This window comes from Mangrovimonas aestuarii (assembly GCF_028767185.1).
Lineage (GTDB): Bacteria > Bacteroidota > Bacteroidia > Flavobacteriales > Flavobacteriaceae > Mangrovimonas_B > Mangrovimonas_B aestuarii.
In genome coordinates this window covers 88,521-113,373 of sequence record NZ_JARACK010000006.1, presented here as the reverse complement: position 1 = coordinate 113,373, position 24,853 = coordinate 88,521, and the positions used below count along the sequence as shown (strand labels likewise).

Sequence of the window (24,853 nt, the reverse complement as noted above, 5' to 3'; positions counted from 1 at the left end):
TCAATTTTCCAATAAATAGTTTTCAATAAACGCTATCAGTTTGTTGGAGGTATCTAAAAGTTCAGTGCCGGTCCATCCATGGCCGGCATTTTCATATAAAGTAAACTCAAAAGGAACGTCTAAACTTTCTAATTTTTCAGCCATGTCTATGCCTTGCGAAATTGGCACCAAAGGATCCTGGCCGCCATAAAACAAAATGGTAGGAGGAGAGATAGTGGTAACTTGGTGAAAAGGGCTTATAGTTTCTAAATAGGAGATTGTTGGATCTATTCCAAATAATTCAAGATATGCTTGAATGTTCCCATCTTCGCTTTCCAAATAGGCCGGGTCGGTAAAATTAACTGGTCCAACAATGCTACAGGCCATAGCAACATCCTGATCCTCATCAAATGCATAACTCCATAATAACGATAAATGGGCTCCGGCACTTACGCCTACAAAGCCTAAGGTTTCAGAAATTACATAATCCTTGCTTTTTGATTCTAAAAAATCAACTGCTAAGCTAATATCATCTATTTGCATTGGGTAGGGAGGGGCGTTCTCATTTGCCAGTCTATAGTTCATATTAACCAAAGCAATTTCAGGAAGAGCTGATTGGATAAATAGTCGAATGGCCTCCATATCTGATTTGTCGCCAGAAGTCCAACCGCCACCATGAACTAATATAATTGTTTTGGTGTCCTCACTTCTATTAGCTGGTAAATAGATATCCAAAACCTGTTCGGGATCAATCCCGTATGTAAGGTTTAATAATTCAGCATATTCAAGTGGTTCAGGTGTGTTGTCTTGAGAAGAGTCAATAGAGTCATCAGAACATGAATAAGTTATTACTCCTATTATTAGCCACAAGAAGAACTGTTTTATGCTGGGCTTTATCATAAATTATGGTTAATTTGTAGTACAATATCAGCAAGATACTAATTATGGCAGAGTTTATAAGGATATATGAAGAAAACCCCAACCCTAAAGCTGTAGCTCAGGTTGTAGCAACGTTAAAACGTGGTGGTGTTATTATTTATCCCACCGATACGGTTTATGGTTTGGGATGCGACATTACCAATATCAAGGCTTTAGAGCGTATTGCGCGATTAAAGGGGGTGAAGTTGGAAAAGTCTAATTTTTCTTTTGTGTGCCATGATTTAAGTAATCTTAGCGATTATGTTAAGCAAATTGACTCTACGACCTTCAAAATTTTAAAACGTGCCCTACCAGGTCCCTATACGTTTATTTTACCTGGAGCTAAAACTTTGCCCAATCCGTTTAAAAAACGTAAAACTGTTGGAATTCGTGTGCCAGAAAATAATATTGCTTTAGAAATTGTAAAAGCACTGGGTAACCCTATCGTGTCTACTTCTATACATGATGATGATGCGATTTTGGAGTATACTACCGACCCTGAGCTCATTTTGGAGAAATGGGATAATTTGGTTGATATTGTTGTAGATGGAGGTTATGGAGATAATGAAGCCTCGACCGTTATAGATTTATCAGAAGATGTTCCAGAGATAGTTCGTGAAGGAAAAGGGAGCTTAGACATATTCTAGTCTTTCAATCTAGATAATCAAATTGCTAAATTAATTACAGTACAAAAAGCCCAGCTACATCAGATAGTAGTGGGCATAAAAGTTATTCTGTAAAGTGCTTAGGTTTTTTACAGATTATGAGTGATTCAAAAGTGTTAAAGCGTAATGATTGGCATAGGCATTATCCAACTTTAAAGTATTGGCGCGTACTATTATCTGCAATCATCGCTTCAGTTTGGTGGTACTTTTCAGATTTGATGATGTTAAGCATCCAATCATAGTAGTTTTTGGATCGTCTCCGAAATCTGTAATTCAATACGTTTTCCATGCTTCAACGATTTAGGCAGTAGGTTATAGGTAGAGGCTAATACGATTGTTGAAGGGCAAAAAAACGACCCATTATAGGTCGTTTTTCATTAACAGTAAATATACAATATTAAGCTAACAGGTTGTTTATAAATTAGTTGTCTTAAATGTATTATTCGTTGAATAACAGGATTGTAGCTGAAATCCAAATTTTAGCGATAAACAGAATTAATCCATAACTGTTTGTGTTAAAATGAATTGGTTTAAATCATTTTAAGATCAGTAGTGTATCTTTGTGTGAGGATTAGGGTTACCGAGGTTAAATGTGCAATCTATGTATAAACATATAACTCAAGATTTTTTAAAGTTATGTGCATTTGGTGAGGCTCAGGATGCCTTTTCAAGATATGCAGCTCCGAACTTCAAACATCATAATGCTTTTTTTAAAGGAGACGCTAAAACTCTTATAGCAGCAATGGATGCTGATGCTAAACAAAATCCCAATAAAGAATTTTATATTAAGCATGTAATAGCCGATGGTCATATGGTGGCTGTCCATTCCCATATTAAGCAATATCCAGCAGATATAGGAACTGTTGTTATGCATATTTTTAGGTTTGAAGGTGGGGAAATAGCCGAACTCTGGGATTTTGGTCAGACAATACCTGAAAACCTTCTAAACGAAAACGGTATGTTTTAGTTTGTTAGTATTTTACTGTCAAGACTTTTTGGTTATTAAAGACATTAAAACGTATAAAAGGATGATTAGAGGGATAGCAGCGAAGTGAAGAAGTACTAGCAAAACAATACATAAAATAAGAAAGATGTATCGCGTGCTATTATCTTTAAAATTCCATGTTTTAAACTTAAGAGCAAATAATTTAACCTTAGCATTCATTATGTAGGCACTTAGCAAGCTAAGGACTATTAAAAAACGAGTATCGAGTATTATAGCATTAATCTTGTCACTATTTTGAAATTCCATAATTAAGGGGAGTGACAATATTAAAATAGCGTTAGCAGGCGTTGGAAGACCAACAAAGCTATCTTTTTGTTCGTCGTCAATATTAAATTTAGCCAATCTATAGCCTGCGCCAAGCGTTACCAAGATCCCTGTTAATGCAATCAATGGGAATTTAAAACCATACCAATGGCTTACAGAAGTCCAATCGTTAAATGATTCTGGCTCAATATTAGCTACACCACTCGACATTGAAATAAGCTTAAATAAAACAATTCCAGGTACGAGACCGCTTGTTACCATATCGGCTAGAGAGTCTAGTTGAAGACCTAACTCACTTTGCACTTTTAGAACTCTAGCAAAAAAACCATCAAAAAAGTCAAAGAATATTCCTAAAAACACAAAAAGAGCTGCTGCAACAAAACAATTATGGACTGCATAGATAGCTGCTAAGCTGCCGCAAAACAAGTTCATAAGTGTCAGAAAGTTAGGAATATGTCGTTTAATGGTCATTTTTTAAGTGTTTTCGGTAAAATTAATAAAGAATTTCGGTCTAAAGCTATGTTAATACAATATCTATTAACTTTTCATGTTAATTAATTTGAATTTTTATATGCATATTTGTAAAAATTTTGCGATTGAGAAAATATATCACTGTTTTTTTATTGTTTGTAACAGCTTTAATCACAGGACAAACAGCTAGAAAATATTCCAATGAATTCATGAACATTGGAGTTGATGCAGCTGCACTGGGAATGAGTAATGCTGTAATAGCAAATACCCATGACGTGAATTCTGGTTATTGGAATCCAGCAGGTCTTACCTATATAGGAGATAACCAATTAGCTTTAATGCATTCTAGTTATTTTGCCAATATTGCCAATTACGATTATGCTGCTTTTGCTATGCCATTGGAAGATAATAGAAGTGCTATAGCTGTATCGCTAATTCGATTTGCAGTTGATGATATCCTTAATACCACACAGTTAATAGACAATCAAGGTAACATTAATTACGATCGTATTAGTTTGTTTTCAACAGCCGATTATGGTGTGACTTTTTCATATGCACGTAAATCACCTTTGGATAAGATAAGGTATGGTGTAAATGCTAAAGTGATTCGTAGAATTATTGGAGATTTTGCCAATTCATGGGGCTTCGGGTTGGATGCAGCTATTCAATATCAAACAAATAGTAATTGGAAGTTTGGAGTTATGGCTCGTGATATTACGACCACATTCAATGCTTGGAGTATTGATAAGGGAGAATTTGAGAAAATTAGTGGTGCTGTGGAAGGTCAAAATCAAGAATTGCCAGAAACAACAGAAATTACAATTCCAAAATTACAGTTAGGGGTATCTAAGGAATTCCGCTTTCGTTATGACTACAGCCTTTTGGCTGAGGTTGATTTAAACATGCGTTTTGCAGAAACCAATGATATTATTTCTACATCTGCAACAAGTATCAATCCAGCTTTAGGGTTACAGTTTGCTTATTTGGATATGGTATTCTTACGTGCAGGCATGGGGAATTTCCAAAATGAAATTCAAATTGACAACACAGAGCAACTTAGCTTTCAACCTAGTCTAGGAGTAGGTTTCAACTATAAAGGAATACAAATTGATTATGCCTTTACAGATATTGGAGATCAGAGTGTGGCTTTGTATTCAAATGTTTTCTCATTAAAACTGGATTTCAGCATTTTTAGATAATATGATAACAGCCTTAAAAACCAAGTTAGCACTTATTCTATGTTTGTTTAATATTGTTGCTATAAGGGCTCAAGGCAAGGCTCCTGAATTGTCCGATAGGGCACAGGTGAGTATACTGACCATGGGGCCTGGGCAAAATCTAAACGATGCGTTTGGCCATAATGCTATTAGGATAAAAGACCCTTTATATCAATTGGATATAGTATTTAATTATGGGGTTTACGATTTTAGTACACCTAATTTTTATGGTAAGTTTGCACAGGGGAAGTTAAACTATCTATTGGGGGTAAATAGGTATGCTGATATGCTTAACAGTTATATGCAGCAAAATCGACTGATTCGAGAGCAGATTTTGGCCATCAGTAAGGAACAAAAACAGGCATTTGCTGATTATCTCTATAACAATGCTAAACCTGAAAACAGAGCGTATCTCTATGATTTTTTCTATGATAATTGTGCTACAAAAATTAGGGATGTATCTCAAATATCTCTTAATAATGAAATAAAATTCCATGCTCCTAATGATTTTCAGCCGAAGACATTTCGTGAAAATATTCATGACCATGTAAATCAGAATAGCTGGGGAAGTTTGGGAATAGACTTGGCTTTGGGAAGCATAATAGACAGAACAGCTAAACCCGAAGAGCATATGTTTTTGCCTAAGTACATATTTGACTTTTTCGCAAATGCAACTCACCAAGGAAACCCACTGGTTAAGGAAACTAAGGTTATTTTTGAACCAGCTCATCAAAAAGTTCAAAATAGTTGGTTGGTAAGTCCGTTAGTTGTTTTCGGAATACTGGCATGTATTGTTCTTTGGTTAACTTATTTAGATATTAAGCGAGGAAAGCGTAACCGAATTCTTGATGGAGTTATTTTTTCCTTTACAGGAGTCTTGGGGGTATTTTTACTTTTATTATGGTTTGCTACAGACCATACCGCGACGGCACAGAACTATAACTTACTTTGGGCTTTTCCAATAAATCTTTTCGCTCTTTTACAAGCTGCAAAAGCATTACCAAAGCGTTGGTTTACAAATTACATCAGCTTCTTAATTATTATGCTTGGATTGATGGGACTTCATTGGGTTATGGGAGTACAACAGTTTCCTATTGGGGTTTTACCATTATACGTGGCATTATTGGTTCGCTACATTTACATTAAAAGAAACCTTAAAAGTCTTTAGGTTCCGTATTTAGCATTTATTTTATCTGGTAATTCTTTAACTTTATTAACAGGTGTAACAATCCTAAGGATTAACGTACTTATAAAGTAGTTAAATTGTAATATAGAGTAACCATGACAGCACACGAAATTGATTACCATATTTATGGTGAGGAAATGCAATATGTAGAAATAGAACTCGATCCTCAGGAAGGCGTTATAGCAGAAGCCGGTGGTTTCATGATGATGGATGATGGTATTCAAATGGAAACCATTTTTGGAGATGGTTCTCATAAGGATACTGGTTTTATGGGGAAGATACTAGGAGCGGGGAAGCGTATCCTAACAGGGGAGAGTCTTTTTATGACAGCCTTTTATAACAACATAAGTGGAAAACGCAAAGTTTCTTTTGCTTCTCCATATCCCGGTAAGATAGTGCCAATAGACTTGACACAATACGGAGGGAAATTTATTTGCCAAAAAGATGCTTTTTTATGTGCAGCCAAAGGTGTGAGTATAGGAATTGAATTCAGTAAGCGTTTAGGACGTGGTTTCTTCGGAGGGGAAGGTTTTATTATGCAGAAGTTGGAAGGAGATGGAATGGCATTTGTTCATGCAGGTGGAACTTTAGCTAGACGTCAACTTCATACCGGCGAAACTTTAAGGGTAGATACTGGTTGTATTGTTGGTTTTACTCAAGATATTGATTACGATATCGAATTTATAGGAGGAATCAAGAACACTATTTTTGGAGGTGAAGGTTTGTTTTTTGCCAAACTTAGAGGGCCTGGAGTAGTTTATATTCAGTCTTTACCGTTTAGCCGTTTAGCTGGTCGAGTACTTGCAGCCGCACCTCGAGCCGGAGGAAAGGATAAAGGAGAAGGCAGTATTCTTGGGGGGCTTGGCGATTTATTGGATGGAGATAATAGATTTTAATGTTTCTTACATTGGATAGATGATAAACGAGAGCCCTGAACAAATTTGGAGCTCTCGTTTTGTTCTAAGCGTCTTTATTTACTCTATTGCACTTATTATTCCAGAAAGAAATCCGTTAAAATCGAATTCTGGATTTTCTGTAAGACCAAAGCGAACGATTACAACATCTTTAGATGGTATAATGCTTACTTTTTGTCCTTGGTAACCATTACATGAGAACATGTCTTTTGGAACGCCAGGGAAATCACCACCAGCATTTAGCCAAAATTGGGCTCCATAAGAACCGTTGGAAGTAGGGGTAGGAGTTTTGGTATACTCAACCCATTCTCGGGTTAGGATTTGCTCTCCATTCCAATTTCCATTGTGTAAGTATAAAAGACCAAATTTACTCCAATCTCGAGCGGTTGCCCAAGCATAAGAAGAACCTACAAAGTTGCCTAAGTAATCGGTTTCAACAACCATACTGTGCATACCAATTTTATCAATTAAAGCACTATACCAGTAATCCATATAATCTTGAGAGCTTTGGAATTGGTTTCTCATATAACCGGACAGTAAATTTGTGGTTCCAGAAGAGTAGTTCCAGCTGGCGTTTGGAGATCCGGTAAGGGATTTGCTAAGTTGCACATTGGGCATGCTGGCATCCATAAACAGCATGTTGGTAACGTCCGATAGTTTATTATAATCTTCAACCCACTCCAATCCACTATTCATCTGTACCAAATTATTAAGAGTAATGTTAGCACGTTCATCATCTTTCCATTCCGTAAACAGTTGGTCTTGATTTAAGTCAACTTTTCCTTCTCTCTCAAGAGTTCCCAAAACAGCTGAGGTAATACTTTTGGTCATGGACCATCCCAATATTTTTATGTCTTTGTTAAATCCGGAAGCGTATTGTTCAGCAACAATATGGTTGTTGTAAACAACTACAACGGCACGGGTACGTTTGTTTTTTTCTCCAGGAACATCAAATGCGTTACTTACAGCTGTTTGGAGTGCATTGTAATTTATATTTGAAAAAATGGTGTCTTTTTGAGGTAAGTTGCCATAAGGAAAGGGCAAAGCTATAGCTGATGTGTCTCTTTTTGGGATCGGTCTGCTGTCTTCCTTTTTATTGTTTTTTGGAACCAATACGCAGCCTAATCCTTTTTTGTAAATCGCCTTACGTGGATTAAGTCCGAAAATGGTTGAGGTAACCGATTGTTCTTCTTCATTTATTGTGTTAGTAGCATAGAGTATAGGTTTAAAATCGTTATCACCGTTTTCAATTGAAGCTAGGTCTCTTTCAGCAACAAATGTACAGGAACAAACACTTTTAGCTGCAAAGCCGGTAATGATGTTCAGTTTGGGATAATTAAAGTAAACGGCAGTAATAACGACAACAAGCAGTAGTAAGCCACTCCATTTAAGTGTTTTCTTCATCAGTGAAAATTTTGATTGCTAAATATAAATAATAAGGTGTTTTGTAGCGCCTTTCGTATGCTATTATTAATAGCACCTCTTAAATGTATAGGTCACGATTGAGGATGTAGGTAACTTATGTTACTGATCGTGATGTCTCTAAGGTATAACTTTGCATTAACAAAATTTAACAAATGATGAAAATAGCATCTTATATAATTACATCTACAACTTTATTGTTTCAGCTTATTGGTTTTGCTCAAGAAGGGAAGCCAATAAGCAAGGATGAGGCAATAAAAAAAGCGATGGAACAGAATACAGGTCTTAAAATTTCCCAACAGGAGTATTTAGAATCACGAGCAGATTATCGACAGACAAATTCAGTGTTTCTTCCGAATGTGTCGGTATCTTATACTGCAACGGCCACAACCAATCCATTGATGGCTTTTGGGTCTAAGTTAAACCAAGAGATTATATCTGCTAACGATTTTAATCCAATCACTCTTAACGATCCCGATCAAGTTCAGAATTACGCGACAGTAATGGAGTTTCAGCAACCATTAATAAATATAGATGGGGTTTATCAACGAAAGGCTGCTAAAAGCAAAATGGAAGCCATGGCACTTAAATCTCAGCGTTCAGGCGAATATCTGGAATTGGAGGTTACTAAGGCGTATATGCAACTTCAGTTGGCTTATAAGGCCGTAAGTGTTTTGGAAAAGGTCAAAATAACTGCTGAGGAGAACCTAAATCTAGCCAATAATAGCTTTGAGCAAGGGTATTTACAACGAGCAGATGTTTTGGAAGTAGAAGTTCGTGTTGGGGAAGTTAAGAGTCAGTTGCAAAAGGCAAAAAGCAATGTGCAAAATGCTTCAGATTACCTAGCTTTTTTAATAGATGAACCTCAAGGGGAGCTTATTCAACCATCAGATAGTTTGGTTGTTGCTGAATCTTTATTGAAAGTACAGGAAGTGCCTAGTTCAAGAGCCGATATTCAGGCTATGGAACAAGCGACCCAAGCTCACAATCAGCTCTATAAATCAAATAAAATGGCGTTTTTACCAAGATTGAACGCTTTTGGAAGCTATCAGCTTTATGATGACCATATTTTTCAAGCTGATGCTTCAGGGTATCTTGTCGGAGCTCAATTAAGCTGGGATTTATTTCAAGGCTCGAAGCGTTTTGGGAAAAGTCAAAAGAGTAAAGCAGCTTATGAGCGCTCTAAATTGGAATATGATCAGTATCTCTCTCAAAGTAGAATGGAGTTGGATCGTGCAAAGCGCATGTTGAACGATGCAGAGAATAATTTGAATGTAATGGCTTTGGCACTAGAACAGTCTGAAGAATCAATGAGGATTAGAACAAACCGATTCAAAGAAGGCTTGGAAAAAACTACCGACGTATTGATGGCAGAAAGCCTTTATGCAAAAAAACAACTTGAATATTATCAAACATTATATCAATATAATTATGCCTTGGCATATTTAGAATTTTTAACCAAAGAATAAAAAGATCATGATACGCATAAAACAATTAACAATAGCAGTTTTAATGATAGCCCTAGCGACCTCTTGTGGGAAAGACAAGGAACCTAAAACTATGATAGATACCCCTGCTGTAGAGGTGGAGGTCGGAAAGGTTCAGAGTAACAAATCCAACGCCTTTATTGCTGCCAGTGGAAAGGTGGAAGCAACAAATCATGCAACATTAAGTACGAGAATGATGGGATTTGTGGAACAATTACCTGCAAAAGTAGGAGAGAAAGTCCAAAAAGGAGAGCTGTTGGTGGTTATCAATAATTCAGATTTAGTTGCAAAACGAGCTCAAGTGAATGCTGGTATCTCGGAAGCAGAAGCAGCATTTAAGAATGCTGAAAAGGATTATAATCGATTTAAAAACTTGTTTTTAGAACAGAGTGCCACACAAAAGGAACTCGACGATATTACGGCCAGATACGAAATGGCTCAGGCAAGACTAGAATCTGCTCGTGAAATGAAAAAGGAAGTAGAGGCCCAGTTTGCATACAGTAATATACGTGCACCATTTGGCGGGGTGGTAACCAATACTTTTGTGGAAAAAGGAGATTTAGCCAATCCTGGTAGGCCTCTTGTTGCTTTAGAATCCTCAGGAAAAGGTTTTGAGATTCAAGCTAGTATTCCAGAGTCAGAAATAGCTTCTGTAAAACTAGGAGATAGTGTTTCTGTTACGATAACCTCGACAGGTACAGATTTGAAAGGAACCATATCAGAGGTGAGTACTTCTGCTCAGCATACAGGTGGACAATTTTTAGTAAAAGTAGCTCTAGATTCATCAGGAAAGAATTTGATGTCTGGAATGTATGCTACTGTGAAAATTCCTGTAGAGAAGGTATCAAATCAAACAGCTGTTCTTATCCCTACCAGCGCTTTGGTAAACAAAGGACAGTTAAATGGTGTGTATACAGTAAGTGAGAAGGGGACAGCTATTTTAAGGTGGCTGAGACTGGGAAGAACCTATGGTAAACAAGTGGAAGTGCTTTCTGGGTTAGGTTTGAATGAAACCTATATTGTTAACGCTCAGGGAAAACTTTACAATGGAGTGAAAGTAAATGTTCAACAATAAGAAATAGGTGATGAAAGAAGGATTAGCAGGGAAAATAGCAAAAGGCTTCATCGGGTCAAAACTGACGGTTTTGCTGATGGTCGTTTTTATGGCCATCGGAGTGTACAGTTCGTTTTTAATCCCGAGAGAAGAAGAGCCGCAAATCGATGTGCCTATGGCAGATATATTTGTGGGATATCCAGGGGCAAGCCCTAAAGAGGTTGAATCACGGGTGGTGAAACCCTTAGAAAAAATCATCTCCAATATTAATGGGGTTGAATACGTGTATTCCACATCTATGAAAGAACAGGGAATGGTCATTGTACAGTTTTACGTGGGTGAAGATATAGAACGTTCATTTGTTAAGCTGTATAATGAGATAAGCAAGCATATGGATATGATGCCCCAAGGGGTAACAATGCCATTGGTAAAAACAAGAGCCATCGACGATGTGCCTATGTTGGGACTTACTCTTTGGAGTGAAAATTATGATGACTATCAACTTAAGCAAATAGCTGAAGAGCTGACAGACGAAATAGAAAAGGTAGGCGACGTGGCCATTACCAAGCAGATAGGCGGGCGCAGTAGAGAGCTTCGTGTAATTCTTAATAAGGAGAAGATGGCCGAAAGTGGTTTGGATATGCTTTCTATTACAGAAATGATTAAAGCTAATAATCAGCAACTCAATTCTGGGGCTTTTGATAAGGGTGATAGTGAATTTTTAGTAAAGACCGGGCGTTTTTTAGAATCTGCTACCGATGTGGAGAACTTAGTTGTCGGTGTAAATCAAAATCAGCCCGTTTATTTAAAGCAGATTGCTACAGTGATAGATGGTCCAGAGGTTCCAAAAGACTATGTGAGTCATGGTTTTGGTCAAGCCAGTGAAAAGGTTTCAAAATATAATTCTGAGTATCCAGCTGTAACTATTTCCATAGCCAAGCGAAAAGGGGCAGATGCTATGAAAATCTCTGATGTTATTCTGGAAAAGGTGGAACATCTTAAAGCAGAATTGTTACCTAATGATGTGCATGTTGAAGTGACCAGAAATTATGGGGAAACAGCATCTCAAAAGGTGTCGGAACTGTTAATGCACCTAATAGGAGCCATCGTAGCTGTAACACTTGTTGTAATGCTGGCCATGGGCTGGCGAGGTGGATTGGTTGTATTTTTATCGGTACCAATCACGTTTGCATTAACATTGCTGAGCTATTATATGCTGGATTATACCTTAAACCGTATTACGCTTTTTGCTTTGGTGTTCGTAACGGGTATTGTCGTCGACGATTCTATTATCATTGCCGAAAATATGCATAGGCATTTTAAGATGAAACGTTTACCGTTTAAACAGGCAGCCTTATATGCAATTAATGAAGTGGGTAACCCAACTATTCTGGCAACGTTTACTGTTATAGCTTCGGTTTTACCCATGGCATTTGTTTCGGGTTTGATGGGGCCTTATATGAGCCCTATGCCGATAGGGGCCTCAATAGCTATGATTCTTTCTCTATTTGTAGCCTTGACAATTACTCCTTATTTAGGATACTTGTTCTTAAGAGAAAAAGATAAAAAAGGAACTAAGAAAGAGAAAAAAGAAAAACCTTTAGAAGATAGCGTCATCTACAGAATCTACAACAAAATGGAGCGTCCATTAATTGAAAGTAGGTTTAAACGTTGGACATTTTTAGCAGTTACTATAGTCCTGCTGTTAGGATCGCTTAGCATGTTTTTTACGAATTCTGTAGCGGTAAAAATGCTCCCTTTCGATAATAAAAATGAATTTCAGCTAGTTATCGATATGCCCGAAGGAACTACTTTAGAACGTACAGCAGTAGTTGCTAAAGAGATTTCGCAATATTTGGCCACTAGAACAGAGGTGGTTAATTACCAAAGTTATGTGGGAACCTCTGCGCCAATAACCTTTAACGGGTTGGTGCGTCACTATGATTTACGTGGAGGAAGTAATATGGCCGATATTCAAGTGAACCTTACCGATAAGCATGATAGAAGTAAACAAAGTCATGATATTGTTAAAGAATTCAGACCCGAAATTCAGCGTATTGCAGCTAAGTATCACGCCAATGTGAAATTGGTTGAGGTTCCACCTGGACCTCCAGTTCTCTCTACCATTGTTGCCGAGATTTATGGTCCAGATTATGATAAGCAAATGGAAGTAGCTCAACAGGTTAAAGATATTTTAACAAATACTGCTGATGTAGTAGACGTTGACTGGATGGTGGAAGGGAATCAAACAGAGTATGAGTTTGTTGTCGACAAGGAAAAAGCCATGTTATATGGGGTAACACCACAGCAGATTGTTTATACCATGAATATGGTTTTAGGGGAGCGTTCCATTACCACATTGTACGATGAAAAGGCTTCAAATCAAATAGGTTTAGTGTTGGCTTTGGATGAAAAAGAAAAGTCTGCTCTAAGTGATATTAAAGGCTTGAAAGTAAAAACACAGCAAGGGAATATGGCACCTATTGGTGATTTTGTAGAAGTTAAGGAAAAAATTGCAGATAAGAGCATTTACAGAAAAAACCAAAAACGAGTAGTCTATGTTATGGCCGATATGGCTGGTAAACTGGAAAGCCCAGTATATGCGATTTTGGGAATGGAAGATAAACTCAAGGCCATTGAATTGCCAGAAGGCTATAATATCAATGAACTTTACATAAAACAACCTGATTTTGAGAATGATTTTACTGTAAAGTGGGATGGAGAATGGCAAATAACCCTAGAAGTGTTTCGCGATTTAGGTATGGCTTTCCTTGGGGTGATTGTTATTATTTATATGCTTATTGTAGGTTGGTTCCAAAACTTTAAGGCACCAATAGTAATGATGGTAGCTATACCTCTTTCCTTGGTAGGAATTGTGCTAGGGCACTGGATGTTAGGAGCGTTTTTTACAGCTACTTCATTTATAGGTATGATTGCCCTTGCTGGGATAATGGTTAGAAATTCTGTGCTGCTTATTGATTTTATCAATTTAAGATTGGATGAAGGAGTACCATTAAAACAAGCTGTTATTGAAGCAGGAGCGGTTAGGACAACACCAATATTGCTTACTGCAGGAACCGTGGTAATTGGCGCTTTCGTTATTCTGTTTGATCCTATTTTCCAAGGGTTAGCCATCTCCTTAATGGGAGGTACCATTGTGTCTACAATATTGACTTTGCTCGTCGTTCCATTAATATATTATCTAATAGAAAGAAAAAATCACAGATAAAATGAAAGACATAAAATTAGTTATAGTCACTACTGTTGAAGAGTATAAAGAAGTTGTTCTTAAACTGTTTAAAAAAGCAGATATTGAAAGTTTTAGCAGTGCTGATATTGCTGGACATAAGTTGGCTGGCGCGCTACTAAAGATAAACAGTTGGTTTCCAGGTGAACAAAGTGGAGCGGAATCGGTATTGATGTTTTCCTTTACTGATAGCGATAAAATTGAGGTGCTTTTTGATTATTTGAAATCCTATAATGAGAATCTCGATTCAGAAAATTTAATAAGAGCCATAGTGGTTCCTATTGAAAAACAACTTTAATACACAAAAATTATGAAGAATAGAATTGTTAGAGGAATAGCCGGAACCTTTATTTTAATAAGTCTTTTATTGGCCATATATGTTAGCAAAAACTGGCTTTGGTTTACTGCCTTTGTGGGGGCAAACCTATTGCAGTCTTCCTTGACCAAATGGTGTTTGATGGATACTATTTTGGAAAAAGTGTTCAAGGTTAAAGATTAATTAGATTAATCATTTAACAAATCAAAATCCATGAATATGGCTCTAGGCATATCATGGATTTTTTTATTTCACTACCAAGTGTAACCTAAGTTACAATAAAGGCCATTACTCTGCTTTATTTTTGCGCTCTTTTCAACTGTAAATCTTATAAAGAATCCTTTTAAGAGCATTTGAAAGGACGTATTTTTGTAGACTAATTTTAAAAATAAGTATGGAGTTTATTTTACAGCCCTGGCCATGGTATGTGTCGGGATTTTTAATTGCATTGATTATGCTGGCCCTGCTTTTAGTAGGCAAACGATTTGGAATGTCGTCTAACTTAAGAACTTTGTGTTCTATTGGAGGAGCAGGAAAAGTAAGTGACTTTTTCCGATTTGACTGGAAGGCCGACATCTGGAATCTGCTAGTAGTTGTTGGTGCTACTGTTGGTGGGTTTATTGGAGCTCACTATTTATCGGGAGGTGACATGCCTGCTATTAGTGAAGCTACAAAAGCTTCGTTGGGACAATTGAACATATCTGCAGATAACGCCTATTTACCTTTAGAGCTATTCTCATTGGAAGCATTGGGAGACATTAAGGTATTGGCCATTTTGTTGATAGGTGGTTTCTTGGTTGGTTTTGGAGCGCGTTATGCTGGAGGATGTACTTCTGGTCACGCTATCTCAGGATTGAGTAATCTACAATTACCATCGTTAATTGCCGTTGTTGGATTTTTTATTGGTGGATTGGTAATGGTTCACTTGTTGTTCCCTTTAATTTTCTAAGCAGATGAAAAAGTTATTATACATTATTATTGGATTGATTTTTGGAGTTGTACTGTACAAGTCGGAAGCAGCTTCTTGGTTTAGAATTTATGAAATGTTCCGATTTGAATCATTTCATATGTATGGGATAATTGGAACAGCTTTGGCATTTGGGGTATTGTTTACTACATTGATTAAGAAGTTCAAGGTAAAGTCTGTTGATGGAAACCCAATTATTATTTCTCCTAAAGACAAATCGTTTTACCGCTATATGTTTGGTGGAATTATTTTCGGTTTGGGATGGGCCTTGGTAGGTGCTTGTCCAGGACCTATATTCATTTTGATAGGAGCGGGATTTTATCCGGTTATTTTAGTTTTGATAGGAGCTACTCTAGGAACTTTAGTGTACGGATTGGTTAAAAATAAGCTGCCACACTAATAATTTAGAAAGAGAGCGTAACATTTAGGCAAAACTTGCGTCAAATTGATAAATAGAAATTTTTTCAATGATGCGAGAAGACCGTCAACTTATAGTTATTACCCATCTAACACAACTATTAACTTTAGTGGTTGGTTGTGGAAGTTTATTGGTGCCGTTGGTTATTTGGGTTACCCAGAAGGATAAAGTATTTCAAATGAATGATCACGGTAAGCGCATTGTGAATTTTCAATTAAGCCTGTTAATCTATGCCATTATCTGTATACCATTGATATTCTTATTAGGTCTTGGTATTATAGGATTGATTATAATAGGACTTATAGGGTTCATTTTCCCTATTATTAATGCGATAAAAGCGAGTAACGGCGAAGTGCCCAAATATCCTCTTTCTCTTAATTTTATTAGTTAGTTAAATTATATTATTATCGAGGAAAATAAAAAAGCTCACCATTTGGTGAGCTTTTTGTTTATATGATAGTTGGTGTGTTTTAGCTGTTAAGCATTACTGGCATTACAAGCATGATAACCTGTTCACCGTCCTCTAAGCCGTCAATAGGAGTAAGGATACCGGCACGGTTAGGTAAACTCATTTCCAACTGTACATCGTCTGAACTTAAGTTGTTCAACATTTCTACGAGGAAACGTGAGTTGAACCCAATTTGCATATCGTCACCTTGATAGTCACAAGTTAAGCGCTCTTCAGCCTTATTGCTGTAATCAATGTCTTCAGCAGAAATATTAAGTTCGGCACCAGCAACTTTTAAACGAATTTGGTGCGTAGTTTTGTTAGAGAAAATAGAAACACGCTTTACAGAACTTAAGAACTGAGAACGGTCTATTGTAAGTTTGTTAGGATTTTCCTTAGGGATTACTGCTTCGTAGTTAGGATATTTCCCATCAATCAATCTACAGATCAATACAGTGTTTTCAAAAGTAAATTTAGCGTTTGAGTTGTTGTACTCAATAGTTACTTCTTCTTCACTTCCTGCCAAAATACCTTTTAAAAGATTCAAAGGTTTTTTAGGCATGATGAATTCCGCTTGCTGAGATGCTTTAACATCTTCACGAGTATATTTTACAAGTTTGTGGGCATCGGTAGCAACAAACGTTAATCCTTCAGTTGAGAACTGGAAGAACACACCACTCATCACAGGGCGTAAATCGTCGTTACCAGCAGCAAAAATGGTCTTGCTGATAGCAGTAGCCAATACGTCTCCTAAAATGGTTGTAGAGCTTGGGTCTTCTAAAGTAACGGCCTTAGGGAATTCGTTTCCGTCAGCGTATGCTAAAGCATATTTACCGTGATTTGAACTGATTTCAATCGTATTGTTATCCTCTACGATAAAAGTCAACGGTTGCTCTGGAAATGTCTTTAAGGTATCCAATAACAATCTGGCAGGAATGGCAATGCTGCCTTCGCTGTCGCTTTCCACGTCTAATGTAGCCGACATAGTCGTTTCTAAATCACTGGCCGATACGATTAGTTGGGATTGTTTAAGTTCAAAAAGGAAGTTGTCTAAAATAGGTAGGGTGTTCGAACTGTTAATAACGCCACCCAATACCTGTAACTGTTTTAATAAATACGTACTGGATACTATAAACTTCATTTGTATCTGTAAAAAATTAATGTTCTAGGTTGATTATTACAAATATATCCTTTCAATACTAATCTAGGAAACAAACTTATCAACATCTAGTGAGCGTATTTTTTTCGTCTCAAGAAATTAAATATAAAACCAAAGAGTGCCAATAAAGATAGTGGTAATGCGATGTTTAAGAGCCTCCATTTGTTTTTTTGGTCAGCTATTTTTTCCTGATCTAGAAATGCAATCGCTACTTCTTTGGAACGAATGTTTATAAGTCCGGTATCGTCTAGAAGGTAATTAACGGCATTTAAGAGGAATTCCTTGTTTCCAAATACCTGTCCGGTGCTTCTGTCGAAACCAAGTTCTTGAGGACCGCTACGACCTACTTCATTTTTAATGACGTCACCATCTGCTATAACAATCATTTTTGTTGGAACACTTGTTTTTTTATTGTCATTTAAATCAAGCGGAGGGATTCGGTTGTTGTAGACCGAAGTGAATTGCCCTTCTAAAAGTACAGCTAAATTCTGGCTACCTTTGTTGAATTTGGCAGGGTCTGGCTTTTGAGTAACAACATCCAAACTGATTTCCTTGGGTGTTCCTTCCAAAGTCGTTAAAGGGGCTGTTTTTAAAAGAACAGTTTTCTTAACGTTTTCAGTTTTGCTTAAAGTGTCTATTTGGTTGGCAAAGTCAAACTTTACCAAATTGGTGTTATAAACAATCGGGTGATTGTCTTCGCTTGTAGCCAAAGGCGAATATGGCCAAGGAAACGGTTTAAATTGTGCCTGGCTACCTTCGCCCATTGCCAATGTCAACGCTGCAGAATACATCGAGCTTGTAATAACAGGGTTGACACGGATACCATATTTAAAGAAGTAGTCAGTTAGGTTGAGATCCATAGGAATTGCTACAGCTGTACCAGTATCGTTGTAAAGGCTATCCTTATCTATAGCAACAGCGTCTACCAACCAAAGGCTTTTTCCACCGTTCATGGTGTATTGGTCCAGAACAAACTTTTCTTCTTCGGTAAATGCTTTTGTGGGTTTTGCCGCAATAACCATGTCGAATTCCTCAAGAGCATCTAAACTCTTCTGAGGTACAGTAGCTACACTGTCTAAAGTAAATGGAGCAATGAAATAATAATCCTTTAGTGTAGATATGAAATCGGCTATATTTTGGTCTGGTAACTCACCGTTACCTTTAAGAACGGCAATTTTTCTTTTTTTAGGGAAAATCAGTTTGCTGAATCCGTCAGCAAAAGCATATTCCAAATGCTGAACAGAGTTGTTGACCAATTCTTGCTGTGTAGCTCCCAAAGTATTTTTTACCAATGGGATTTTTATGGTTACATCACCATAACTAGCCAAAGCCCAAGGAAAAATAACTTCCTGACTTGTTTTACCGCTCTGCTGAACACTTAGTTGCATAGGTGTTAAACCACGTTGGTTAAGTTGTTCAATATTTCTTTCACGAGTTGATTCGTCTTCCAGTGGATTGATAAAACTGAATTTGATATTGCTGTTGTATGAAGCGAACTCTTCCAACATTTGCTTGGTTTCTGCTTGAAGCCTTCTGAACTCAGCTGGGAAATCATCACCTTTAAGGAATACATCTACAATAATGGGAGCATTAGCAGCTTCAATAATTTCTATAACAGCATCACTTAAAGTGTAACGATTGTCGGTAGTAAGGTCGAAACGTTTGTAAATCCCATGGGTAAAGATGTTCAAAACGATAAGTCCAATTGGTAACGGTAAGAAATGAAGCCAAGATTTCATTCCTTTATGCTTATTATTGATTTGCTTTACCGTAAGGAAAATAAAAAAAGTTGTAATACTCAAAAAGTAAATCAGGTCACGGGTGTCTATAACGCCACGCCCCATACTCTTAAAATGAGAACTCATACCTAGCTGTTCAATAAAAGTACTCGATGTAAAATCTCCAATACCTTCAAAACCTATGTAGAAGAAAAAGCAAAGAAATACAGCAGTAATAAAAGCTACAATTTGATTATCACTTAAGGTTGAGGCGAAAATTCCTATTGAGGTGTAAGCCATAACCAAAAATAACAAACCAAAATACGATCCTAAAGTACTTCCCATATCCAAATTACCTGTTGGATTTCCAAGTTGGTAAACGGTATAAACGTAAAGCAGGGTGGGGAGCAGTGCTAAAAGTATAAGTGATAAAGCGCCTAAATATTTTCCAAAAACAATCTGAAAGTGGGAAACTGGTTTCGTTAACAAAAGCTCTAGGGTGCCTTGTTTTTTCTCATCGGAAAAACTGCGCATACAAACTGCAGGGATAAGGAAAATAAGAATCCAAGGCGCTAATAAAAAGAAAGACGAAAGATCGGCAAAGCCATAATCCAAAACATTGAATTCTCCCTTAAATAACCAAAGAAACAATCCGTTGAGCAAAAGGAAAATAGCAATTACCAAATAGCCAATTGGTGAAGCAAAAAATGAATTAATCTCTTTCTTAAAAATGGCAAACATCTACTTTTATTTTTGGTTAGTTGGTGATTAGGGCTAGTTTAAGCTTACAAGTTTATCCACACTCCAAGCTTCAGGTTTGTCGTTGAACAAAGGTTTGGTTTTAGACCACACGTCCTTGAACAAATCCGAATGGCGGTATGCTTCTAAATGAGCTTCAGTTTCCCAAAAGCTATACGTGAAAAATACATTTGTATTGTGCTTATCGCGGTAAAGTTCTAAAAACTGGCAGCCTTCAAAACCTCTTATATATTCTTTTTTCTCTTCAAAATTTGCCAAGAACGAATCGATATTCTCTTCGGCAAAACTCATTTTTACTATTCTTACAAACATATTATACTTTGTTAAAGTTTATGGTTACCGTATCCCTCAGGTTAAGTCCCATAAGAGACGAGGCACTACCAACGGTGGCACTGTTACTTTTATAAACGGCAATTTCAAGGTAGTTAGACGAATTGAAAACAACTAAACCACGTCCTTCATCATGGCGTTTTTCTTCAGGGATATCGAAGTTTACGATATCACTGTAACTGTTATGAATGGTTTTGAACTTATAGTTTCTTGCCGATATTTCATAATCACGTCCTTTCTGGATCGACTCAAAAAACTTGCGTTTAATGTTAGTGATTACATTTCCGTAGTTGTCTATGTAAATAACGCTACCAATAAGTTGTGTTTGCTCGTCATTTACATAAGGTACAATATTCTTGATAGGTTTTATTTGGTTGATGGATTTGCCAATAACCTCTAAGGTTCCTCCTCTTGCAATGTGGCAGGCCACTTTCACAAAAACATCCAGTACAGGAAAACTGCCTTGGGTTTTATCATGAATATTTATTTCAACAATCTTTTCCGGAACAATATCACTACAAATCATACTCATTATTCCATTATTGGCGCAAATAAAGTAATGATCGTCCAGCTTGACAGCAATATGTTTGTTTTCTGGGCTGATTTCAGAGTCTATTCCGATAATATGGATGGTTCCCTTTGGAAAACTACTAAAAGCATTTTGAATGATATAAGCCGCTTCTGGAATATTAAAAGGGGAAACCGAATGCGAGATATCAACAATTCTCACATCGGGTAGTTCACTGTAAATAGCCCCTTTAATAGCACCGGCGAAGTGATCTTTTTCTCCAAAATCAGTCGTTAATGTGATAAAAGGCATAGATGGATTGTTGATATTTTTTTAAAACAATGCACACAAAAATTGTGTAGATTTGTTAAAGGACAAAACTAATAAAAGTCTAAAGATTAATTTAATTAAATCACTCCGCAATTTGAACGAAATAGTTATTGAACTTGAAGAGATTGCCCCAAAGGAGTTTTTTGGAGCACAAAATGTAAATATTGAACTTATAAAAAAATACTTTCCTAAACTCAAAATCGTTGCTCGAGGCAATAAAATTAAAGCTTTAGGGGATGAAGATCTTCTTGAGGAGTTCGATAGAAAATTTTCTATGTTACTGGATCATTATGCCAAGTACAACAAACTAGATGAAAATGGTATTGAGCGTGTACTGACCAGTCAAACAAAGGATGACTATGCGACTTCTGCTGAAAGTGGGGAAGTCATTGTTCATGGTGTTTCTGGTCGTGTTATTCGTGCGCAAACAGTTAATCAACGAAAATTGGTAGAGAGTATGCGTAAAAATGATATGGTTTTTGCCATTGGGCCTGCGGGAACTGGTAAAACCTATACTGGAGTAGCTCTGGCTGTACAGGCCTTAAAGAACAAAGAGGTTAAGCGTATCATTTTAACACGACCTGCTGTCGAAGCTGGGGAGAACCTTGGATTTTTGCCTGGAGACCTTAAAGAAAAGCTTGATCCATACATGCAACCGTTATACGATGCGCTACGTGATATGATACCGGCTGAGAAGTTAGCACATTATATTGAAAACGGAACTATTCAGATTGCGCCACTGGCTTTTATGCGTGGACGTACATTGGATAATGCTTTTGTGATTTTGGATGAAGGACAAAATACCACGCACAACCAGATGAAAATGTTTTTGACACGTATGGGAAAAAACGCAAAATTCCTGTTAACAGGGGATCCGGGGCAGGTAGATTTACCTCGAAGAACCATTTCTGGTTTAAAGGAAGCGTTACTTATTCTGAAGAATGTTGAGGGTGTAGGTATGATATTTTTGGACGATAAGGATGTAATCCGTCATAAACTTGTGAAAAAAATTATTGAAGCGTACAAAAGTATCGAGAATAGAGAGTAATTTTGCGGCATGAACAATACAATTACAGATACTAATTTTGAGTTTCCCGGTCAAAAAAGCTTGTACAAGGGAAAGGTAAGAGAGGTTTATAACATCAATGACGATTTATTGGTAATGGTGGCTACCGACCGTTTATCGGCTTTCGATGTAATCATGCCAAAGGGAATTCCTTATAAAGGGCAGATCCTTAACCAGATTGCAACCAAAATGATGAAGGATACCGAGGATTTGGTACCTAACTGGTTGGTTGCAACACCAGATCCTAACGTTGCTGTTGGGCATTTGTGTGAACCTTTCAAAGTTGAAATGGTTATTAGAGGATACTTGTCTGGTCATGCATCACGTGAGTACAATGCTGGTAAACGTATGCTTTGTGGCGTGTCTATGCCTGAAGGTATGAAGGAGAATGATAAGTTTCCTGAACCAATTATTACTCCTGCAACAAAAGCAGAGCAAGGAGACCACGATGAGGATATTTCAAGAGAGGACATCCTAAGCAAAGGAATTGTATCTGAAGCGGATTATAACGTATTGGAAGACTATACAAGAAAGTTGTTCCAAAGAGGTACTGAAATTGCAGCAGAACGCGGATTGATTTTAGTAGATACCAAATACGAATTTGGAAAGACCAAAGACGGCAAGATTGTATTGATTGATGAGATTCATACTCCTGATTCTTCTCGCTATTTTTATGCTGAAGGCTACCAAGAGCGACAGGATAAAGGCGAAGCTCAAAAGCAATTATCCAAAGAGTTTGTTCGCCAGTGGTTAATCGGTAACGGATTTCAAGGGTTAGAAGGACAAACTGTTCCGGAAATGAGCGATGAATATGTAGGTACTGTTAGCGAGCGTTATATCGAGTTGTATGAAAATATAACGGGAGAAGCTTTCGTAAAAGCCGATACAAAAGATATCAATAGCCGTATTGAAAAGAATATTCTAAACTACTTAGAGACTATTTAGATTTCAATATTGTCTATCCTGATAAAAAGCATCATTATTTAATGATGCTTTTTTTATATTTATAGGGAAAATAAGACAATATGAGTAACTACCACATCAAGCACCTTGAAGAATACTTCCAAGTTTATAGAAAGTCTGTTAGAAATCCCGAAGTATTTTGGGAGGAAATCGCCGAAGAACATTTTATGTGGCGAAAAAAATGGGATAAAGTTTTAAGTTGGGATTTTTCAAAACCAGAAGTCAAATGGTTTGAAGGCGCAAAATTAAACATCACCGAAAATTGTATCGATCGCCATTTATATACCAAAGGCGATAAGACTGCCATTATTTTCGAACCCAATAATCCAGAAGAAGAAGCTGAGCACATCACATACCGACAGTTAAAGGATAGGGTTTGTGCCATGGCTAATGTACTAAAGGATCATGGCGTACAAAAAGGAGATAGGGTTTGTGTGTACCTTCCTATGATTCCAGAATTGGCAATAACCATTTTAGCTTGTGCGCGAATAGGAGCAATCCATTCGGTTGTGTTTGCAGGGTTTTCCTCAACAGCCTTGGCAACAAGAATTAACGATTGCGATTGTAAGTTGGTAGTAACTTCCGATGGTGGTTACAGAGGACATAAAACTATAGACCTTAAAAGTATCGTAGATGAGGCTCTATCAGAATGTCCTGGAGTAGAAACTGTATTGGTTGCAAAGCGTACTGATACAGCAGTAGAGATGGTTAAAGGGCGTGATAAATGGCTTCAACCTTTGTTGAATGAAGCTTATCATGATTTTGTGCCAGAAGTCATGGATGCCGAAGATCCATTGTTCATATTATATACTTCAGGATCTACCGGAAAACCTAAAGGGATGGTGCATACAACCGGTGGGTATATGGTATATACGGCTTACACGTTTAAAAACATTTTTCAATACAGACAAGATGATGTGTATTGGTGTACTGCAGATATTGGTTGGATAACGGGTCATAGTTATATAGTTTATGGGCCGTTAGCTAATGGAGCTACTACGGTAATGTTTGAGGGTATACCGAGTTATCCTGATTTTGGAAGGTTTTGGCAAGTTGTTGAAAAGCACAAAGTGAATCAGTTTTATACAGCACCAACAGCCATTAGAGCACTTGCCAAAGAAGGTATTGAGCATACTGAAAACTACGACTTATCTTCGTTAAAGGTCTTGGGGACAGTTGGCGAGCCAATAAATGAAGAGGCTTGGCATTGGTACGATGATAATATTGGAAAAAAGAAAAGCCCAATCGTAGATACCTGGTGGCAAACCGAGACAGGAGGAATTATGATTTCTCCAATTCCCTATGCAACACCAACGAAACCTACATATGCTACCTTACCTTTTCCTGGAATTCAACCTGTACTGATGGATGAACAAGGAAGTGAAATTAAAGGAAACCAAGTGGAGGGAAGACTATGTATAAAGTTTCCATGGCCATCGATGGCACGTACAATTTGGGGGAATCATAAACGGTATAAGGATACTTATTTTTCGGCTTTTGAAAATAAATATTTTACAGGGGATGGCGCCTTGAGGGATGAGGTTGGTTATTATCGTATTACTGGACGTGTGGATGATGTAATAATTGTATCTGGTCACAATTTAGGGACGGCTCCAATTGAAGATGCCATAAATGAACATCCAGCTGTTGCAGAATCGGCAATTGTAGGCTTTTCGCATGAGGTAAAAGGAAACGCTCTTTATGGGTATGTGATTTTAAGGGAAACAGGAGAATCAAGAGATCACAATAATCTTAGAAAGGAAATTAACCAATTAATTACAGAGCAAATAGGTCCTATTGCAAAACTTGACAAAATTCAGTTTACAAGTGGATTGCCTAAAACCCGATCGGGAAAAATAATGAGGCGTATTCTTCGTAAAATAGCCAATAATGATACTTCAAATCTAGGAGACACCAGCACGTTGTTAAACCCAGAGGTGGTTAAAGAGATTATTGATCATGCTTTGAATAAATAATAGTTAACAGGATTGCATTTTAGCTTAATATAGATAAAAAAACGCCACAAAATTTGTGGCGTTTT

Annotated in this window: 24 protein-coding genes; 16 read left to right on the top strand and 8 right to left on the bottom strand. The window is 37.2% G+C overall.

Annotation, left to right across the window (positions count from 1 at the left end; translation table 11 throughout):
• On the bottom strand, positions 1 to 879 hold the full coding sequence (locus tag PWU04_RS09190; protein ID WP_274475781.1) for an alpha/beta hydrolase: 879 nt from the start codon (positions 877 to 879) through the stop codon (positions 1 to 3).
• Between the two features lie 44 nt (positions 880 to 923).
• Between PWU04_RS09190 and PWU04_RS09185 the strand changes: the two genes are divergently transcribed.
• Positions 924 to 1,544, top strand: a complete 621-nt coding sequence (locus PWU04_RS09185; RefSeq protein ID WP_274475780.1) for an L-threonylcarbamoyladenylate synthase — start codon at positions 924 to 926, stop codon at positions 1,542 to 1,544.
• A 160-nt stretch (positions 1,545 to 1,704) separates the two neighbouring features.
• Here PWU04_RS09185 and PWU04_RS09180 read toward each other — a convergent pair whose 3' ends face one another.
• Positions 1,705 to 1,851: a hypothetical protein gene (locus PWU04_RS09180; RefSeq protein WP_274475779.1), complete on the bottom strand. Its 147-nt coding sequence runs from the start codon at positions 1,849 to 1,851 to the stop codon at positions 1,705 to 1,707.
• A 312-nt stretch (positions 1,852 to 2,163) separates the two neighbouring features.
• Here PWU04_RS09180 and PWU04_RS09175 point away from each other — a divergent pair, with 312 nt between their 5' ends.
• Positions 2,164 to 2,529 (top strand): nuclear transport factor 2 family protein, encoded by a 366-nt coding sequence (locus PWU04_RS09175; RefSeq protein WP_274475778.1) that lies wholly within the window; start codon positions 2,164 to 2,166, stop codon positions 2,527 to 2,529.
• Between the two features lie 18 nt (positions 2,530 to 2,547).
• Here PWU04_RS09175 and PWU04_RS09170 read toward each other — a convergent pair whose 3' ends face one another.
• The gene (locus PWU04_RS09170; RefSeq protein WP_274475776.1) at positions 2,548 to 3,303 is read right to left on the bottom strand and encodes a CDP-alcohol phosphatidyltransferase family protein; all 756 of its coding nucleotides are present in this window, start codon (positions 3,301 to 3,303) and stop codon (positions 2,548 to 2,550) included.
• Between the two features lie 125 nt (positions 3,304 to 3,428).
• Between PWU04_RS09170 and PWU04_RS09165 the strand changes: the two genes are divergently transcribed.
• The 3 genes from PWU04_RS09165 to PWU04_RS09155 all read left to right on the top strand — a co-directional run bounded on the left by PWU04_RS09165 (position 3,429) and on the right by PWU04_RS09155 (position 6,602).
• Positions 3,429 to 4,502 (top strand): putative type IX sorting system protein PorV2, encoded by a 1,074-nt coding sequence (locus tag PWU04_RS09165; protein ID WP_274475775.1) that lies wholly within the window; start codon positions 3,429 to 3,431, stop codon positions 4,500 to 4,502.
• A gap of 1 nt (position 4,503) precedes the next feature.
• Complete coding sequence (locus PWU04_RS09160; protein WP_274475773.1) at positions 4,504 to 5,688, top strand: lipoprotein N-acyltransferase Lnb domain-containing protein; 1,185 nt, start codon at positions 4,504 to 4,506, stop codon at positions 5,686 to 5,688.
• A gap of 113 nt (positions 5,689 to 5,801) precedes the next feature.
• Positions 5,802 to 6,602, top strand: coding sequence for a TIGR00266 family protein (locus tag PWU04_RS09155; protein WP_274475771.1), 801 nt, complete (start codon positions 5,802 to 5,804; stop codon positions 6,600 to 6,602).
• Positions 6,603 to 6,680: 78 nt separating this feature from the next.
• On the opposite strand, the gene PWU04_RS09150 is transcribed toward PWU04_RS09155, so the two are convergent.
• Positions 6,681 to 8,024, bottom strand: coding sequence for a serine hydrolase domain-containing protein (locus tag PWU04_RS09150; protein WP_274475770.1), 1,344 nt, complete (start codon positions 8,022 to 8,024; stop codon positions 6,681 to 6,683).
• 176 nt (positions 8,025 to 8,200) lie between these two features.
• Between PWU04_RS09150 and PWU04_RS09145 the strand changes: the two genes are divergently transcribed.
• The 8 genes from PWU04_RS09145 (at position 8,201) to PWU04_RS09110 (ending at position 15,922) form a co-directional block, all read left to right on the top strand.
• Entirely contained in the window at positions 8,201 to 9,511 is a 1,311-nt protein-coding gene (locus PWU04_RS09145) for a TolC family protein (protein ID WP_274475910.1), read from the top strand.
• Positions 9,512 to 9,518: 7 nt separating this feature from the next.
• A complete protein-coding gene (locus tag PWU04_RS09140; protein WP_274475769.1) occupies positions 9,519 to 10,604 on the top strand; it encodes an efflux RND transporter periplasmic adaptor subunit in 1,086 nt (361 codons plus the stop codon).
• A gap of 10 nt (positions 10,605 to 10,614) precedes the next feature.
• Entirely contained in the window at positions 10,615 to 13,812 is a 3,198-nt protein-coding gene (locus PWU04_RS09135; RefSeq protein ID WP_274475768.1) for an efflux RND transporter permease subunit, read from the top strand.
• Between the two features lies 1 nt (position 13,813).
• A complete protein-coding gene (locus tag PWU04_RS09130; protein WP_319946482.1) occupies positions 13,814 to 14,128 on the top strand; it encodes a hypothetical protein in 315 nt (104 codons plus the stop codon).
• A gap of 12 nt (positions 14,129 to 14,140) precedes the next feature.
• Complete coding sequence (locus tag PWU04_RS09125; RefSeq protein WP_274475767.1) at positions 14,141 to 14,329, top strand: YgaP family membrane protein; 189 nt, start codon at positions 14,141 to 14,143, stop codon at positions 14,327 to 14,329.
• Between the two features lie 211 nt (positions 14,330 to 14,540).
• Positions 14,541 to 15,095 (top strand): YeeE/YedE family protein, encoded by a 555-nt coding sequence (locus PWU04_RS09120; RefSeq protein ID WP_274475766.1) that lies wholly within the window; start codon positions 14,541 to 14,543, stop codon positions 15,093 to 15,095.
• A gap of 4 nt (positions 15,096 to 15,099) precedes the next feature.
• On the top strand, positions 15,100 to 15,513 hold the full coding sequence (locus tag PWU04_RS09115; protein WP_274475764.1) for a DUF6691 family protein: 414 nt from the start codon (positions 15,100 to 15,102) through the stop codon (positions 15,511 to 15,513).
• 70 nt (positions 15,514 to 15,583) lie between these two features.
• Entirely contained in the window at positions 15,584 to 15,922 is a 339-nt protein-coding gene (locus tag PWU04_RS09110; protein WP_274475908.1) for a DUF4870 domain-containing protein, read from the top strand.
• Positions 15,923 to 16,001: 79 nt separating this feature from the next.
• Here PWU04_RS09110 and dnaN read toward each other — a convergent pair whose 3' ends face one another.
• From dnaN to PWU04_RS09090, 4 genes are all read right to left on the bottom strand, one after another.
• On the bottom strand, positions 16,002 to 17,120 hold the full coding sequence (dnaN, locus tag PWU04_RS09105; RefSeq protein WP_274475763.1) for a DNA polymerase III subunit beta: 1,119 nt from the start codon (positions 17,118 to 17,120) through the stop codon (positions 16,002 to 16,004).
• Between the two features lie 86 nt (positions 17,121 to 17,206).
• Positions 17,207 to 19,597, bottom strand: a complete 2,391-nt coding sequence (gene gldG, locus PWU04_RS09100) for a gliding motility-associated ABC transporter substrate-binding protein GldG (RefSeq protein ID WP_274475762.1) — start codon at positions 19,595 to 19,597, stop codon at positions 17,207 to 17,209.
• A 33-nt stretch (positions 19,598 to 19,630) separates the two neighbouring features.
• Positions 19,631 to 19,927, bottom strand: a complete 297-nt coding sequence (locus PWU04_RS09095; protein WP_274475760.1) for a putative quinol monooxygenase — start codon at positions 19,925 to 19,927, stop codon at positions 19,631 to 19,633.
• 1 nt (position 19,928) lies between these two features.
• On the bottom strand, positions 19,929 to 20,765 hold the full coding sequence (locus tag PWU04_RS09090) for an SAM hydrolase/SAM-dependent halogenase family protein (RefSeq protein WP_274475758.1): 837 nt from the start codon (positions 20,763 to 20,765) through the stop codon (positions 19,929 to 19,931).
• A gap of 112 nt (positions 20,766 to 20,877) precedes the next feature.
• Between PWU04_RS09090 and PWU04_RS09085 the strand changes: the two genes are divergently transcribed.
• The 3 genes from PWU04_RS09085 (at position 20,878) to acs (ending at position 24,788) form a co-directional block, all read left to right on the top strand.
• Positions 20,878 to 21,831 (top strand): PhoH family protein, encoded by a 954-nt coding sequence (locus PWU04_RS09085; RefSeq protein WP_274475756.1) that lies wholly within the window; start codon positions 20,878 to 20,880, stop codon positions 21,829 to 21,831.
• Positions 21,832 to 21,840: 9 nt separating this feature from the next.
• Positions 21,841 to 22,794 (top strand): phosphoribosylaminoimidazolesuccinocarboxamide synthase, encoded by a 954-nt coding sequence (locus tag PWU04_RS09080; protein ID WP_274475755.1) that lies wholly within the window; start codon positions 21,841 to 21,843, stop codon positions 22,792 to 22,794.
• A gap of 80 nt (positions 22,795 to 22,874) precedes the next feature.
• The gene (gene acs, locus PWU04_RS09075; protein WP_274475754.1) at positions 22,875 to 24,788 is read left to right on the top strand and encodes an acetate--CoA ligase; all 1,914 of its coding nucleotides are present in this window, start codon (positions 22,875 to 22,877) and stop codon (positions 24,786 to 24,788) included.
• The last annotated feature ends 65 nt before the right edge of the window (positions 24,789 to 24,853 follow it).

Coding starts and splice junctions, on each gene's coding strand:
- PWU04_RS09190 (WP_274475781.1), bottom strand. CDS start 879: ATGATAAAGCCCAGCATAAAACAGTTCTTCTTGTGGCTAATAATAGGA.
- PWU04_RS09185 (WP_274475780.1), top strand. CDS start 924: ATGGCAGAGTTTATAAGGATATATGAAGAAAACCCCAACCCTAAAGCT.
- PWU04_RS09180 (WP_274475779.1), bottom strand. CDS start 1,851: ATGGAAAACGTATTGAATTACAGATTTCGGAGACGATCCAAAAACTAC.
- PWU04_RS09175 (WP_274475778.1), top strand. CDS start 2,164: ATGTATAAACATATAACTCAAGATTTTTTAAAGTTATGTGCATTTGGT.
- PWU04_RS09170 (WP_274475776.1), bottom strand. CDS start 3,303: ATGACCATTAAACGACATATTCCTAACTTTCTGACACTTATGAACTTG.
- PWU04_RS09160 (WP_274475773.1), top strand. CDS start 4,504: ATGATAACAGCCTTAAAAACCAAGTTAGCACTTATTCTATGTTTGTTT.
- PWU04_RS09155 (WP_274475771.1), top strand. CDS start 5,802: ATGACAGCACACGAAATTGATTACCATATTTATGGTGAGGAAATGCAA.
- PWU04_RS09150 (WP_274475770.1), bottom strand. CDS start 8,024: ATGAAGAAAACACTTAAATGGAGTGGCTTACTACTGCTTGTTGTCGTT.
- PWU04_RS09145 (WP_274475910.1), top strand. CDS start 8,201: ATGAAAATAGCATCTTATATAATTACATCTACAACTTTATTGTTTCAG.
- PWU04_RS09140 (WP_274475769.1), top strand. CDS start 9,519: ATGATACGCATAAAACAATTAACAATAGCAGTTTTAATGATAGCCCTA.
- PWU04_RS09135 (WP_274475768.1), top strand. CDS start 10,615: ATGAAAGAAGGATTAGCAGGGAAAATAGCAAAAGGCTTCATCGGGTCA.
- PWU04_RS09130 (WP_319946482.1), top strand. CDS start 13,814: ATGAAAGACATAAAATTAGTTATAGTCACTACTGTTGAAGAGTATAAA.
- PWU04_RS09125 (WP_274475767.1), top strand. CDS start 14,141: ATGAAGAATAGAATTGTTAGAGGAATAGCCGGAACCTTTATTTTAATA.
- PWU04_RS09120 (WP_274475766.1), top strand. CDS start 14,541: ATGGAGTTTATTTTACAGCCCTGGCCATGGTATGTGTCGGGATTTTTA.
- PWU04_RS09115 (WP_274475764.1), top strand. CDS start 15,100: ATGAAAAAGTTATTATACATTATTATTGGATTGATTTTTGGAGTTGTA.
- PWU04_RS09110 (WP_274475908.1), top strand. CDS start 15,584: ATGCGAGAAGACCGTCAACTTATAGTTATTACCCATCTAACACAACTA.
- dnaN (WP_274475763.1), bottom strand. CDS start 17,120: ATGAAGTTTATAGTATCCAGTACGTATTTATTAAAACAGTTACAGGTA.
- gldG (WP_274475762.1), bottom strand. CDS start 19,597: ATGTTTGCCATTTTTAAGAAAGAGATTAATTCATTTTTTGCTTCACCA.
- PWU04_RS09095 (WP_274475760.1), bottom strand. CDS start 19,927: ATGTTTGTAAGAATAGTAAAAATGAGTTTTGCCGAAGAGAATATCGAT.
- PWU04_RS09090 (WP_274475758.1), bottom strand. CDS start 20,765: ATGCCTTTTATCACATTAACGACTGATTTTGGAGAAAAAGATCACTTC.
- PWU04_RS09080 (WP_274475755.1), top strand. CDS start 21,841: ATGAACAATACAATTACAGATACTAATTTTGAGTTTCCCGGTCAAAAA.
- acs (WP_274475754.1), top strand. CDS start 22,875: ATGAGTAACTACCACATCAAGCACCTTGAAGAATACTTCCAAGTTTAT.